General features: G+C 70.8%; 11 protein-coding genes. 2 read left to right on the top strand and 9 right to left on the bottom strand.

From position 1 onward, the window contains the following. Position 1: 1 nt before the first annotated feature. From AB0H82_RS18525 to mshD, 5 genes are all read right to left on the bottom strand, one after another. Positions 2 to 2,248, bottom strand: coding sequence for an RNA degradosome polyphosphate kinase (locus tag AB0H82_RS18525; RefSeq protein WP_362993923.1), 2,247 nt, complete (start codon positions 2,246 to 2,248; stop codon positions 2 to 4). 248 nt (positions 2,249 to 2,496) lie between these two features. After that, positions 2,497 to 3,465 (bottom strand): ABC transporter permease, encoded by a 969-nt coding sequence (locus AB0H82_RS18520; protein ID WP_362993921.1) that lies wholly within the window; start codon positions 3,463 to 3,465, stop codon positions 2,497 to 2,499. Then, a complete protein-coding gene (locus tag AB0H82_RS18515; RefSeq protein ID WP_362993919.1) occupies positions 3,462 to 4,364 on the bottom strand; it encodes an ABC transporter ATP-binding protein in 903 nt (300 codons plus the stop codon). Before AB0H82_RS18515 ends, AB0H82_RS18520 begins: the two co-directional genes overlap by 4 nt. Continuing rightward, positions 4,361 to 4,798, bottom strand: coding sequence for a GntR family transcriptional regulator (locus AB0H82_RS18510; protein ID WP_362993917.1), 438 nt, complete (start codon positions 4,796 to 4,798; stop codon positions 4,361 to 4,363). Before AB0H82_RS18510 ends, AB0H82_RS18515 begins: the two co-directional genes overlap by 4 nt. A gap of 151 nt (positions 4,799 to 4,949) precedes the next feature. Further along, a complete protein-coding gene (gene mshD / locus AB0H82_RS18505) occupies positions 4,950 to 5,930 on the bottom strand; it encodes a mycothiol synthase (RefSeq protein WP_362993915.1) in 981 nt (326 codons plus the stop codon). 280 nt (positions 5,931 to 6,210) lie between these two features. Here mshD and AB0H82_RS18500 point away from each other — a divergent pair, with 280 nt between their 5' ends. Further along, complete coding sequence (locus AB0H82_RS18500) at positions 6,211 to 8,043, top strand: bifunctional metallophosphatase/5'-nucleotidase (RefSeq protein WP_362993913.1); 1,833 nt, start codon at positions 6,211 to 6,213, stop codon at positions 8,041 to 8,043. 103 nt (positions 8,044 to 8,146) lie between these two features. Further along, the gene (locus AB0H82_RS18495; protein ID WP_362993911.1) at positions 8,147 to 9,415 is read left to right on the top strand and encodes a DUF2993 domain-containing protein; all 1,269 of its coding nucleotides are present in this window, start codon (positions 8,147 to 8,149) and stop codon (positions 9,413 to 9,415) included. 6 nt (positions 9,416 to 9,421) lie between these two features. Here the strand turns inward: AB0H82_RS18495 and AB0H82_RS18490 are convergent, their stop codons facing one another. The 4 genes from AB0H82_RS18490 to AB0H82_RS18475 form a co-directional block, all read right to left on the bottom strand. Continuing rightward, positions 9,422 to 10,843, bottom strand: coding sequence for a HAMP domain-containing sensor histidine kinase (locus tag AB0H82_RS18490; protein ID WP_362993909.1), 1,422 nt, complete (start codon positions 10,841 to 10,843; stop codon positions 9,422 to 9,424). Next, positions 10,840 to 11,577, bottom strand: a complete 738-nt coding sequence (locus AB0H82_RS18485) for a response regulator transcription factor (RefSeq protein WP_362993907.1) — start codon at positions 11,575 to 11,577, stop codon at positions 10,840 to 10,842. The genes AB0H82_RS18490 and AB0H82_RS18485 overlap by 4 nt, the downstream gene beginning before the upstream one ends. A 112-nt stretch (positions 11,578 to 11,689) precedes the next feature. Beyond that, positions 11,690 to 12,706 (bottom strand): trypsin-like peptidase domain-containing protein, encoded by a 1,017-nt coding sequence (locus tag AB0H82_RS18480; protein WP_362993905.1) that lies wholly within the window; start codon positions 12,704 to 12,706, stop codon positions 11,690 to 11,692. Between the two features lie 113 nt (positions 12,707 to 12,819). Beyond that, a complete protein-coding gene (locus AB0H82_RS18475; protein ID WP_362993903.1) occupies positions 12,820 to 13,842 on the bottom strand; it encodes a LacI family DNA-binding transcriptional regulator in 1,023 nt (340 codons plus the stop codon). Positions 13,843 to 13,861: the final 19 nt, after the last annotated feature.

The following is a 13,861-nucleotide window of genomic DNA, read 5'->3' as shown; positions in this document are numbered from 1 at the left end:
CTCATGGTGTTGCTGTGCCACGCCGGCGCCTCCGGGCGTCTATGAGCATCTCCTGCACGTTCCGCAGCGGCTGACCTTCCGGGTCCACCGAGTGGCGGGTCCAGTTGCCGTCCGCGCCCAGGTGCCAGGAGGCGGTGGTGTCCGACATGCCGGTCTCCAGAAGCCGGCTGAGGGCCGCCCGGTGCGCCGGGTCCTGGACCCGGACCAGCGCCTCGATGCGGCGGTCGAGATTGCGGTGCATCATGTCGGCGCTGCCGATCCACACCTCCGGTTCGCCGCCGTTTCCGAAGGCGAAGACGCGGGAGTGCTCCAGGAAGCGGCCGAGGACGGAACGTACCCGAATGTTCTCCGAGAGGCCCTCGACGCCGGGGCGCACCGCGCAGATGCCGCGCACCCACACGTCGACCTCGACGCCCGCCTGCGACGCGCGGTAGAGCGCGTCGATGATGGCCTCGTCGACCATCGAGTTGACCTTGATGCGGACGTAGGCGGGGCGGCCCGCGCGGTGGTGCTGCGTCTCCTTGTTGATGCGGGAGACGAGGCCGTCGCGCAGGGACTTGGGGGCCACGAGCAGCCGGCGGAAGGTCTCGCGGCGGGAGTAGCCGGAGAGCCGGTTGAAGAGGTCGGACAGGTCCGCGCCGACCTCCGCGTTCGAGGTGAGGAGGCCCAGGTCCTCGTAGAGGCGGGCGGTCTTGGGGTGGTAGTTGCCGGTGCCGACGTGCGAGTAGCGGATGAGGGTCTCGCCCTCCTGGCGCACGACGAGGGAGAGCTTGCAGTGGGTCTTCAGGCCGACGATGCCGTAGACCACGTGACAGCCGGCCTCCTCCAGCTTGCGGGCCCACTTGATGTTGGCCTGCTCGTCGAAGCGGGCCTTGATCTCGACGAGGACGAGGACCTGCTTGCCGGACTCGGCGGCGTCGATCAGCGCGTCCACTATCGGGGAGTCGCCCGAGGTGCGGTACAGCGTCTGCTTGATGGCGAGGACGTCGGGGTCGGACGCCGCCTGTTCGAGGAAGGCCTGCACGGAGGTGGAGAACGAGTCGTACGGGTGGTGCAGGAGTACGTCGCGTTCGCGAAGGGCGGCGAATATGTCGGGTGCGGACGCCGACTCGACCTCCGCGAGGTCGCGGTGGGTGCCGGCCACGAACTTCGGGTACTTCAGCTCGGGCCGGTCCAGCTTGGCGATGCTGAAGAGGCCGGTGAGGTCGAGCGGGCCCGGCAGCGGGTAGACCTCGGCCTCGCTGATCTTCAGCTCGCGCACCAGGAGGCTGAGGACGTTCGGGGCGATGGACTCCTCGACCTCCAGGCGCACGGGCGGTCCGAAGCGGCGCCGCATGAGCTCCTTCTCCAGGGCCTGGAGCAGGTTCTCGGCGTCGTCCTCCTCGACCTCCAGGTCCTCGTTCCTGGTGAGCCGGAACATGTGGTGCTCCTGGATCTCCATGCCGGGGAAGAGCTCCTGGAGGTGCGCGGGGGCGGCGATGACGTCCTCTATGGGGACGTACCGCTGCGGGGAGGCCTCCAGGAAGCGGGAGAGCAGCGGCGGGACCTTCACGCGCGCGAAGTGCTGGTGGCCGGAGACCGGGTTGCGGACGACCACGGCGAGGTTGAGGGAGAGACCCGAGATGTACGGGAAGGGGTGCGCGGGGTCCACGGCCAGCGGGGTCAGGACGGGGAAGATCTGCTGCCGGAAGAGGGTGAAGAGCCGGGACTGCTCCTTCTCGGTCAGCTCGTGCCAGCGCACGAGCTGGATGCCCTCCTCGGCGAGGCCGGGCGCGACGTCGTCCTGGTAGCAGGCGGCGTGCCGGGCCATGAGCTCGCGGGAGCGGTTCCAGATGAGGTCCAGGACCTCGCGGGGCTGCAGGCCCGAGGCCGAGCGGGTGGCGACGCCGGTCGCGATGCGGCGCTTGAGTCCCGCGACGCGGACCATGAAGAACTCGTCCAGGTTCGAGGCGAAGATCGCCAGGAAATTCGCCCGTTCGAGGAGGGGGGTGTGCGGGTCCTCGGCGAGTTCGAGGACTCTTTCGTTGAAGGCGAGCCAGCTGCGCTCCCGGTCCAGGAACCGCCCCTGCGGCATTTCGGTGCCGTCGTGGCCGAGCGCGGCGTCCTCGTCGTACCCGTCGAGATCCGCGTCGATGTCGGGGTCCAGGTCGGAGACGGTGGCGGCGATGGTGGCGGGCCGGTGCGCGGCGATGGAACCCACGGAAGGCTGGGCGTGCTGCACGTGTCCTTGCGTGTTCTGCTGGCTCATGGATCCATTGTTCCGCGCGGGCAGGCCGATGGGCGCGTCGGAGAGCGCGGGAGTGAGGCGGAGCCTCCCGTTCTCCGGGGCTGGGTCGGGCGCGGCGGGCTGCATTGAGCGAGCGTCGCAAGGCTGTCTGAATCAGTGGTTACGGAGACATGACGTGCGGGACATCGGCCGAAGACCCCCGGGCATCTACAGAGCCGGGGGTCTTCGTCGATCGTACGGTTCAGGCCATGCGGTTCAAGTCATGTGGTTCAGGCCGTGCGGTGGCGCAGGAGGCGGAAGGCGGCGTAGACGGCGGCGGCCGTGAGGGCCAGCAGGATGCCGGTCTCGATCAACTGGGCGTACCAGAAGTGTGATCGGGGGTGGAACTCCATGTACCAGCCGGTGACTTCGGTGTCGGTGGGGCAGGAGAAGCCGGGCTGCGGCTCCGGGAGGCACTGCCCCTGGTAGAAGCGGTCTCCGGCGGCGTTGGTGACGCCCTGGTCCATGGCGAAGGAGTCGGCGGGGTATCCGGTGGGGTAGGGGCCCTTGCGGGTGGCGGGGCCGGTGATCGTCTCCACGGGCACCAGGTGCCAGCGGACGTTGCCCAGGGACCACAGGACGAGACCGGTGACGATGCCGGTGGCGGCCATGGCGAGCAGGGTGCGGCGCACGACGAGCCCGACGAGCGTGCCGACGGCCACGGCGAACAGGGAGTACGCGGCGAGAGCGGGGCCCGTCGCCTCGTAGACGCCCCGGTCGGCCCAGTGGAGGTTCCAGCGGAAGCTGATCGCGTCCCAGCCGCCGAGCTGGAAGACCGCCATCAGGAACAGCGTCCCGCCCAGCGCGAGCACGGCGGCCGTGGTCAGTTTGGCGGCGAGCCAGCGCGCGGGGAAGACGGACTGGGTCCAGGAGACCTTGTACACCCCGCTCTCCATCTCGCGTGCGATCACCGGACCCGCGACGAAGACACCGATGAGCAGGGGCAGCAGGAGCAGACCGTTGGAGCCGTACTCCAGGCTGGTGTAGAGCAGTTCGCGTGCGCTGCTGAAGCCGAGGAAGGTGTCGCAGGGTTTGCCCGCGTAGCAGTTGTCGGCGGGCTCCGGGTAGGCGTTGGCCGCCCAGCGCAGCCAGCCGATGTAGACGAGCGCCAGGGCCAGGACGGCGCCGCCCGTCCACAGGGCGGGCCGGTGCAGCCGTAGGTCCACCCGGCGCGGGCCCCGCAGTGTCGACAGACTCATGCCGTCACCCCCTGCGCGGCGCGGCTGGTCGTCCCCGGCGTGATGAGTGTCGGCGCGTCCGGTGAGCGGAGATGGGCGAGCAACAGTTCCTCCAGAGAGGGTTCTTCGACCTCCCAGCCGTCGCCGAGCGGTCCCTCGGGGCGGATCAGGGCGGTCAGGCCGCGGCCGGTGGCGCGGGACTCGACGACGGTGTGCGGGGCGAGGTCGGCGGCGGGCCGCGCGCCCGTCACCAGTGCGTGCGCGGTGATCAGGTCGTCGATGCCGCCGCCGAGGCGGATCCGGCCGTCGGAGACGAGGAGCAAGTGGTCGCAGGCGTCGGCGAGTTCGCCGAGGATGTGCGAGGACATGACGACGGTCGTGCCGTGTTCGGCGGCCTCCGCCATGAGCGTGCCCATGAGCTGGTGGCGGGCGAGCGGGTCCAGGTCGGCCATCGGCTCGTCCAGGAGGAGGAGTTCGGCGCGCTTCCCGAGGGCGAGGGCGAGCGCGACGCGGGTCCGCTGGCCGCCGGAGAGCGCGCGGACGCGGGTGCGCGGGTCGAGGCCGCCGCCGCCCACGACGCGCTCGGCGGCGGCCGCGTCCCAGCGGCCCGGGTTGAGTTCGGCGCCGAGCCGGAGGGTGTCCGCGATGGTCAGCCGCGGGTGGAGCGGCTTGTCCTGGGCGACGTACGCGATGCGCTCGCGGGCCTCGGCGGGGCTGGTGCCGAGGACGGTGAGCGTGCCGTCGGTGGGGCGTTCGAGTCCTGCGGCGAGGGCGAGCAGGGTCGACTTGCCCGCGCCGTTCGGGCCGACGACCGCGCAGACGCGTCCGGTGGGCAGGCGGAACGAGCAGTCGCGCAGGGCGGTGTGGCGCCGTCCGTAGCGTTTGGTCAGTGCGGACGCCTCTATGGCGGTGTCGGTCATGCGGGGTCCCCCTCGGTCGCCCGTTCCCGGGCCGGCTCTTCGGTGAGGTGCTCTTCCGGGTCGGTGAAGTGCTCTTCCAGTACGGCGTGGAACAGGGCCGCGACGTCGTCCCTCTCCAGGCCCGCCGCGCGGGCCCGTGCGGCCCACTCGGCGAGCTCCCCCCGCAGCGGTGAGTCGGCGGGCGAGCCGCCCAGCGTGCGGCGGACGAACGTGCCGAGGCCGCGGCGGGCCTCCACCAGGCCCTCGCGCTCCAGTTCCCGGTAGGCCTTCAGCACCGTGTTCGGGTTGATGGCGGTGGCCTCGACGACCTCGCGGGCCGTGGGCAGCTTGTCGCCGGGCTCCAGCAGGCCGAGGCGGAGGGCCTGCCGGGTCTGCTGGACGATCTGGAGGTAGGTGGCGACGCCACTGCGCCGGTCGATGCGGTATTCGACCACTGCCTTGCACCACCCTTTCACTAATTGAGTAGTGAAAGGGTGGTGCAAGAAAGGGGCGGCGTCAAGTGACGCCGCCCCGGACTTGTGTCGGGCAGGACCCCGGCCTTCTGTCGGGCAGAACCCCGGACTTCTCTTGGGCAGGACCAGTCGGTCAGGTCTCCGTGCGGTACATCAGGTCCGTCTCGTACGTGACGAAGCCGAGGCGCTCGTAGACGCTGACGGCCGCCTTGTTGTCCGCGTCCACGTACAGCATCGCGGTGGGCAGGCCCGCCCGCGCGAGGTGGCGCAGGCCCGTCGTGGTCAGCGCCTTGCCGAGGCCGCCGCCCTGGGCGCCGGGCCGTACGCCCAGTACGTACACCTCGCCGAGGCGCTCCTCGGCGTGCACCTTCGTCCAGTGGAAGCCGACCAGCTCGCCGTCGCTCTGCCGCACCGCCAGGAAGAAGCCCGCCGGGTCGAACCACGGCTGCGCCTTGCGGTCGTCCAGGTCGCGCTGCGTGAGGGAACCCTGCTCGGGGTGGTGCGCGAAGGCCTCGGCGTTCACCGCGAGCCAGGCCGCGTCGTCCTGGCCCGGCACGAAGGTACGTACGGAGATGCCCTCGGGGAGGGGCGGCTCGGACAGGTCCAGGGTCTGGTCCTGGATCTGGTCCTGACCCTGGCCCTGGCCCTGGTCCGTCAAGGGGCGGCGCATCTGCCGGAGTTCGCGGAAGAGGGCGAGGCCGAGCACCTGGGCCAGATGCCGGGCCGCGGAGTGTCCGCCGTGCGCCCACACGCGCAGGCGCCGGCCCGACTCGTGCAGCAGCGCCGTGCCGAGCGCCCTGCCGTGCCCGTGCCCGCGCCGCGAGGGGTGTACGACGAGCTCGGCGGCGGGTGCCTCGACGGGGTCGGTGTCCTCCAGCTGCGCGTACCCGACGAGCTGTCCGTCGACGGTGAGCAGCAGGTGCCGGACGCCGTCGCGGGCGCCGCCCCGGAGCTGCAGCCGCCCCTGCTCGGACACCGCCTGCTGGCCGTCCGTGCGGGCGGCTTCGGCGAGCAGCCCGAGCACGGCGTCGGCCTGCGCCGGGGTGAGGGCGGTGAGGGTCTCGATCTTGCGGAGGGGGGTGGGGGAGGCCTCGGCGGGGCGGTCGTCAGTCATACACCCGAGCGTATTCTGGCGGGGCGCCTTTGGGGTGGGGCATCGCGCTGCGTGCTCGCGTCCTCAAGCGCCGGACGGGCTTGGTCCCTGGCTTGCTGTGGGTCGTCCCCCGCCGGGGGTGTGGGTGGTCTGTCGCGCTGCGCGCTCGTCCTCAAACGCCGGACGGGCTGACTCCCCGGCACGCAACCAGGATGTAACCCGCAACCCTCTGTTGCGCTACGCGCGTTGACTCTAGGCTGCCGGGCGGTCCCATTTTTCTCACACCTCCCCGGGGGAACGCGTGCCCGCCACAGCTAAGCACCGAAGGCCCAGACGCCGTACCACTCGCGTCCTCGCCGTTGCGGCGGGGCTCGCCACCGTCGGCGCGCTCGCCGCGTCGCTGCCCGCCAGTGCGGGGCAGGACGGGGCGGACGGCGCGAAGGGCGGCACGAAGCGCACGGTGGACGTGCAGTTGCTGTCGTTCAATGACTTCCACGGCAATCTGCAGCCCCCGGCGGGCTCCTCCGGGCAGGTCACGGAGAAGCAGGCCGACGGGAGCGAGAAGAAGATCGACGCGGGCGGGGCCGAGTACCTCGCGACGTCGCTGCGCACCGCCCGCAAGGGCCACCCCTACAGCGTCACCGCCGCCGCCGGCGACCTCATCGGCGCCAGCCCGCTGCTCTCCGGGCTCTTCCACGACGAGCCCACCGTCGAGGCGATGAACAAGCTCGGCCTGGACGTCACCAGCGTCGGCAACCACGAGTTCGACGAGGGGGCCACGGAACTGGCCCGCATGCAGAACGGCGGCTGCCACCCCAAGGACGGCTGCTTCGAGAAGGACCGGAAGGGGAAGCCGAAGGAGTTCGAGGGGGCGGATTATCCCTATCTCGCCGCCAACGTCACGAACGAGAAGTCCGGCAAGCCGATCCTCAAGCCCTACTGGGTGTGGAAGGAGAAGGGCGTCAAGGTCGGCTTCATCGGGGTGACGCTCGAAGGCACCCCGGACATCGTCTCCGCCGACGGCATCAAGGGCCTGAAGTTCCACGACGAGATCGAGACCGTCAACAAGTACGCGAAGATCCTCGACAAGCAGGGCGTGAAGTCCATCGTCACCCTCATCCACGAGGGCGGTTCCCCGGCCAGTCAGGCGTACAACTACGACTGTGACTCGCCGGGCGCGGGCGACGGGATATCCGGACCGATCACCACCATCGCCAAGGGCATCACGCCCAAGGTCGACGCGCTCGTCACCGGGCACACCCACGCCGCGTACGTCTGTACGATCCCCGACCCGTCGGGCAAGCCCCGCATGGTGACCTCGGCGTCCTCCTACGGGAAGCTCTACACCGACACCACGCTCACGTACGACCGCAGGACCAAGGACATCGTGCGGACCAGCGTGAAGTCGGCGAACCACGTCGTCAGCCGTGAGCAGGCCAAGGCGCCCGACATGACCTCGCTCATCTCGCGCTGGGACAAGCTCGCCGCGCCCGTCGCCAACAAGGCCGTCGGGTACGTCTCCGCCGACATCCCCGGCCGTGGCGCCACGACCCCCGAGTCCCCGCTCGGCGACCTCATCGCCGACGCGCAGCTCGCGCACGCCAAGTCGCTCGACCCCGAGGCCGACCTGGCGCTGATGAACCCCGGCGGCATCCGCTCCGACATCGTCCACAGGGCCAGTGGGAGTGAGGGCGACGGTGTCGTCACGTACGGCGAGGCGTTCACCGTGCAGCCGTTCAGCAACACCGTCAACCTCGTCGACCTGACCGGCGCGCAGCTCGTCACCGCCCTGAAGCAGCAGGTCAGCGGTGCCAATCAGGCTTCCCCGAAGATCTTGCAGGTCTCGGACGGGCTGACGTACACGCTCGACATGACCAAATCCGGTGCCGACCGCGTCGTCGCCGACTCCATCAAGCTGAACGGCAAGGCGCTCGACCCGGCGGCCACCTACCGCGTCGCCCTGAACTCCTTCCTCGCGGGCGGCGGCGACGGCCTCCCTGAGCTGGGCAAGGGCACGAAGCCGCTGGTCGGCGCGGACGACCTGAAGGCGCTCAACGACTACCTGACCGCCAACTCCTCGGCGGACAAGCCGATCGCGCCGCCGAAGGCGGACCGCATTACCGTGGTGAAGTGAATACGTAGTGACGTGAGAACAGCGCGTTAAAGAACTGGCAGATATCGGTTCTTACCGGGTGTAAGGCTTGGGGTGGGGTGTGAACGTATGGTGAGATCACTCGATGCGTTCCCCCCACCGCATAGCCACGCGACCTTCGGAAGCACCTTCGGAAGCATCATCGGAAGCACCACTCGACGCGCACTCGTACACCAACCCGTACGACGAACTGGGCGCCCTCGCGCCGAATCCGCTGGAGGAGTTCCTCCAGGAGGACAAGGCCGAGCCCGACGCGGACACCCCCTGGACGCCGCCCAACCACCGCCGCGGCTCCCGTAGCCGCAGCCGCAGCCGTCGTCGCCGCAACCGCTTCGCCGGTCTGCCGCTCGCCGCGAAGGCCCTGGTCGCCGTCCTCGTCGCCACCGCGTTCCTCGCACTCGGCGACCGCTGGGCGCTGCTCTACGCCGAGCACGAGGCCGCGGAGAAGCTCAAGGACCAGCTGAACCTGAGCGCGGCGCCCGAGGTCGACATCGAAGGATTCCCCTTCCTCACGCAGGTCTTCGACAAGCGCGTCGACAAGGTGAAGGTGACCGTCCCCGACGTCGCTGCCGACCGGGTCTCGCTCGCCAAGGTCTCCGCGACCGCATCCGACGTGACCATCGACGGTGACGGGCCCACCTCGATCACGGGTGCCACCATCGGGCAGATGGACGGCGAGGTCCTGCTCTCCTTCGAGGACCTCAACCGCGAACTCGGCGCCTCCCAGGTCACGTTCACCGGCCGCGGCACCGACCAGGTCCTCGCGCGCGGCACGCTGCCCGTCGCGGGCCACGACCTGAAGGTGCGCGCCGACGCCCGCATCCAGCGCAACGGCGACCGCGGCATCTCCACCGACATCGGCGGCATGAGCCTGCAACTCGGCGACCTGGCGACCTACCGCCCGGGCACGCGCGAGAAGGAGGGCCTGCACCTGTCGAAGAGCTCCGCCGACCGTGTCGCGAAGGAGACCGCGAAGGCGAAGGCGCTGCTCTCCGTCCCGGTGATCGTCGAGCGGCTCGGCGTCCCGGAGAGCGTGGTCCGCGGCGCCCTGAAGAGCGACACCAAGCTCAACGAACTCACCGGGTCGCCGAAGTTCGTGAACGACGTGATGGGCCTGAACCTCATCGACGTGGCGATGGGCCACCCCGAGCTCCTCAAGAAGCTGGGCCTCGACCCCGCCCTCCTGAACGGCCTCTCCCAGCTCACCCGCCCCGTCCTCGCCGACCGCCTCACCCTCGCCTTCCAGCTGCCGAAGCTGCCGGGCACCGGGACGATGGCGCTGCGCGACGTGACGGTGGAGAAGGAGGGCATCCGGGTGCGGATCGCGGGGGCCGGGATCGGGATCGGGAGTTAGGGCCGGTCAAGTGAGCGGCGTCTCCGGAGGCGGAGTCGCCGCCCCCGGCAGCTGTACCGTCGCCACCGTGCCGCCGCCCTCGGCCGCCGTCAGCGTCACCTCGCCGCCCGACTGCCGCACCGTACGGGCCACGATGGACAGGCCGAGGCCCGACCCCGGCAGGGAGCGCGCGGACGGGGAGCGCCAGAACCGGTCGAAGACGTGCGGGAGTTCGTCCTCGGGGATGCCGGGGCCGTGGTCCCGTACGGTCAGCCGGCCGCGGTCGAGGGTGACCTCCACCGTGCCGCCCCGCGGGCTGAACTTCACCGCGTTGTCCAGGATGTTGACGATGGCCCGCTCCAGGGCGGGCGGCTCCACGCGCACGTACCAGGGCGCGAGCTCCGCGGTGATCGTCAGCTCGGGGCCGCGCAGCCGGGCCCGTTCGATGGCCGTCCTGGTGACGTCGTGCAGGGCCACGACCTGGACCTTGGCGCCACCGGCCCCGGTGTCGGGGCGGGACAGCTCCTGGAGGTCGCCGATGAGCACGGCCAGCTCGGTCATCTGCGCGGTGACCGAGGCGAGGAGCGCCTTGCGGTCGTCGGGCGGGATGGCGCGGCCCGTCTCCTCACTGCGGGCGAGGAGTTCGATGTTCGTTCGCAGGGAGGTCAGTGGCGTGCGCAGCTCGTGACCCGCGTCGGCGATCAGCTGCTGCTGGAGGTCGCGGGAGGACGCCAGTGAGGCGGTCATGGAGTTGAAGGACTCCGACAGGCGGGCGATCTCGTCGTCGCCGCCGACCGGGATGCGGAGGTTCAGGTCCTCGGTGCGGGCGACGTGCTCGACGGCCTCGGTGAGCCGGTCGACCGGGCGCAGCCCGGTGCGCGCGACCCAGAGCCCCGCTCCTCCGGCGCCGAGTACGCCGATGCCGGCGACCAGGACGAGGACCAGGACGAGATTGTTCAGGGTGTCGTCGACCTCGCTGAGGGGGCGGGCCGCGGAGACCGCGTAGGGGGTGCCTTCCAGGGGGTAGGTGAAGACCCGGTACTGGGAGCCGTTGGACGCGGTCGCGTCGTGGTACGAGCCCGGGGACTCCCGGAGAGCGACCTCGGTGTCCGCCTCTTTGAGCTCGATGGCCTGCTTACCGAGGACGACACAGCTGCCACCGGTCTGGTCGACCACCTGTACCGTCTGCTTCAACAGATTCGGCGCGTCGTACTGCCCGATGATCGTGCGCCGGCACTGGCCGTTCTCGTCGATCATTTCGCGGACCCAGTTGTCGGGAACGCGGTTCTCGCTCAGCGCGTCGTCGAGTGAGTCGACCAGCGCGTCGCGTACGACGAACCAGCAGACGGCCGCCGCCACCGCGACCGCCACCGCGACCGCCGTCGCCACCAGCAACGCCAAGCGCGAGCGCAAAGGCAACCCCCGGAAGCGCCGAGCGACCCTGTTCACTCGCCGCCCCGCAGCACGTACCCGACGCCCCGCACCGTGTGCACGAGGCGCGGCTCTCCGCCCGCCTCCGTCTTGCGGCGCAAATACATGACGTACACGTCCAGCGAATTGGAGGACGGCTCGAAGTCGAAGCCCCAGACCGCCTTGAGGATCTGCTCACGGGTGAGGACCTGGCGCGGGTGCGCGAGGAACATCTCCAGGAGGGTGAACTCCGTGCGGGTCAGCTCGACCGTCCGCCCGCCCCGCGTGACCTCCCGCGTCGCGAGGTCCATCCGCAGGTCGGCGAAGGCGAGCGTGTCGCCCTCGGCGGCCTGCCCGGCCCCCGCCGCGTACGAACTGCGGCGCAGCAGCGCGCGGATGCGGGCGAAGAGCTCGTCCAGCTCGAACGGCTTGACCAGGTAGTCGTCGGCGCCCGCGTCGAGTCCCGTGACGCGGTCGCCGACGGTGTCGCGCGCGGTGAGCATCAGGATGGGGGTCAGGGAGCCCGTCGCGCGGAGCCTGCGCGCCGCGGTGAGGCCGTCCATGCGGGGCATCTGGATGTCGAGCACGACGAGGTCGGGGCGGTACGCCGCGGCCTTCTCCAGCGCGTCGGCACCGTCGACGGCGACCTCCGTGCCGTACCCCTCGAAGGCGAGGCTGCGCCGCAGCGCCTCCCGCACGGCGGGTTCGTCGTCCACGATCAGGATGCGCAGCTGCTCGCGGTCACCGGTGCGGTCGCCTTCGGCGGGGCTCATGGGCTTCGGACTTCCTCGGGTCGGGGGCGGAACGGGGCCGGTACTGCCGCAATTGCCGGTATCGGCTCTTGCCGGTATCAGCCTCGCACGCGGGGGCGCGGCGCGGCCGCCGTCACGTCTTCGAGCCGGAGCGCAGCTTGCCGAGGTCGGCCTTGACCGTGTCGATGGGGATGGCGAAGCCGAGGCCGACGCTGCCGGACGCGGACTGGCCCGTGCCCTGGCCGGACGAACTGGGCGAGTACATCGCCGAGTTGATGCCGATGATGTTGCCGTTCATGTCGATGAGGGCGCCCCCGGAGTTGCCGGGGTTGAGCGAGGCGTCGGTCTGCAGCGCCTTGTACGTGGTCTTCGACGAGCCGGTGTCGCCGTTGAACTGCCGCCCGTCGAACTCGAAGGGCCAGCCGCCCTGCGGGTCCTGCGGCTGCTCCTGCCCGTCGCCCGTGGAGACGGTGACGTCGCGGTCGAGGGCGGAGACGATGCCGCTGGTGACGGTGCCGGTCAGGCCCTCGGGGGAGCCGATGGCGACGACCTCGTCGCCGACCTTGACGTTCTCGGAGTTGCCGAGCGTCGCCGGCTTGAGTCCGGAGGCGTCCTTCAGCTGGATGAGCGCCAGGTCCTTCTTGCTGTCGGTGCCGACGACCTCGGCGTCGTACGTCTTGCCGTCGTTCGTCCGCACCTTGATCGACGAGGCGCCCGCGACGACGTGGTTGTTGGTGATGATCTCGCCGTCGCTCGTGGTGATCACACCGGAGCCGGTCGACTTGCCCTGCCCCGTCGTGGCGCTGATCTCGACGATGCTGGGGCTGACCGCCTCGGCGACTCCGGCGACGGTGCCCTTCTTGCTCGTCGGTACGACGTCGGTGCTGGTGGCGGTCGTGCCGCTGTCCCTGTCGGTGAGCGTCTGCACGCCGTACGCGGTGCCGCCGCCCACCACCGCCGCCGCGATCGCGACGGCCGCGAGCAGGGCCGCGGGGCCCCTGGCGCGGCGGCGCCGCGGGGCGGGCCCCTGAGGTGCTTCCGGCGCGTGGGCGGGCGGAGGCGGAAAGGCGCCCCGCGTACCGCCGTGGTGCACAGGCGCTGACGACTGCTGCTGGGGGTACTCGCCGCTGTGGCGGAAGGTCTCGGTCATGACACCGAGATTGGCGGCCGCAGATGAGAGCTGCCTGAGTACGTCCTGAGAAGCCCGGCAGAAGTGCGTATGCCCGTTATAAGGACCGGGGCGAGGCCGTCTCGCGAAGGCGGCTACTTGCAGCCGCAGGACTGCCGCACGACCAGCCGCGAGGGAAACAGCTTCAGCCGCTCCCGCCGCGACCCCGCGACCCGGAGACCGTCGTCCAGAACGAGGTCCACCGCGGCGCGCGCCATCGCGGGCCGGTCCGAGGCCACCGTCGTCAGCGGCGGATCCGTGAGGCCCGCCTCCTTGACGTCGTCGAAGCCGGCGACGGCCAGCTCGCCCGGCACGTCGATGCGCAGCTCCCGCGCCGCCCGCAGGATGCCGATGGCCTGGTCGTCCGTGGAGCAGAAGATCGCGGTGGGCCGGTCGGGGCCCGCGAGCAGCCGCAGGCCGACCTGGTACGCGTCGTAACGGTTGTACGGCGCCTCGAAGAGCCGGCCCTCCACCGACCGCCCGGCCTCCCGCATCGCACGCCGCCAGCCCTCGACGTGGTCGGAGACGGGGTCGCCGACGGTCGGGGTCTCCGCCATGCCGCCGAGGCAGGCGACGAACTCGTGGCCGTGTTCGAGCAGATGCCGGGTGGCGAGCTGCGCGCCGCCCACGTCGTCCGTGACGACCGCGACGTCGTCGATGGCCTCGGGCCGCTCGTGCAGGAGCACCACGCGGGCGTCCCACGCATCTATCTCGGCGGCGGCCTGGTCGGTCAGGCCGTGGCTGACGAGGATGAGGCCGGAAACGCGCATGCCGAGGAAGGCGCGGAGGTAGTGGGTCTCGCGCTCCTCCACGTAGTCGGAGTTGCCGACGAGGACCATCTTTCCGCGCTCGGACGCGGCCTGTTCGACGGCGTGCGTCATCTCCGCGAAGAAGGGCTGCCGCGCGTCCGGCACGATCATGCCTATGAGGTCGGTGCGCCGCGAGGCCATGGCCTGGGCAACCCTGTCGGGCCGGTACCCCAGCTCCTTGATCGCGGCGAGTACCCGCTCGCGCGTGGCCGGGGCGACCGGCCTGGGTCCGTTGTTGATGACGTAACTGACGACCGCGGTCGAAGTACCCGCAAGTCTTGCCACGTCATCCCGAGTCACCTTGGCCACGCGCGGAGTCTACGCGGAT

Source organism: Streptomyces sp. NPDC050732 (assembly GCF_040654255.1).
GTDB lineage: Bacteria > Actinomycetota > Actinomycetes > Streptomycetales > Streptomycetaceae > Streptomyces.
Note: the sequence above shows the minus strand (reverse complement) of the source record. Positions and strands in the feature narration are given on the sequence as shown.

What these genes read in the sequence shown, in the direction of transcription:
- AB0H82_RS18480 (WP_362993905.1), bottom strand. Translation starts at nt 12,706, where the DNA reads ATGACCGAGACCTTCCGCCACAGCGGCGAGTACCCCCAGCAGCAGTCG.
- AB0H82_RS18515 (WP_362993919.1), bottom strand. Translation starts at nt 4,364, where the DNA reads ATGACCGACACCGCCATAGAGGCGTCCGCACTGACCAAACGCTACGGA.
- AB0H82_RS18525 (WP_362993923.1), bottom strand. Translation starts at nt 2,248, where the DNA reads ATGAGCCAGCAGAACACGCAAGGACACGTGCAGCACGCCCAGCCTTCC.
- AB0H82_RS18485 (WP_362993907.1), bottom strand. Translation starts at nt 11,577, where the DNA reads ATGAGCCCCGCCGAAGGCGACCGCACCGGTGACCGCGAGCAGCTGCGC.
- AB0H82_RS18520 (WP_362993921.1), bottom strand. Translation starts at nt 3,465, where the DNA reads ATGAGTCTGTCGACACTGCGGGGCCCGCGCCGGGTGGACCTACGGCTG.
- mshD (WP_362993915.1), bottom strand. Translation starts at nt 5,930, where the DNA reads ATGACTGACGACCGCCCCGCCGAGGCCTCCCCCACCCCCCTCCGCAAG.
- AB0H82_RS18495 (WP_362993911.1), top strand. Translation starts at nt 8,147, where the DNA reads ATGCGTTCCCCCCACCGCATAGCCACGCGACCTTCGGAAGCACCTTCG.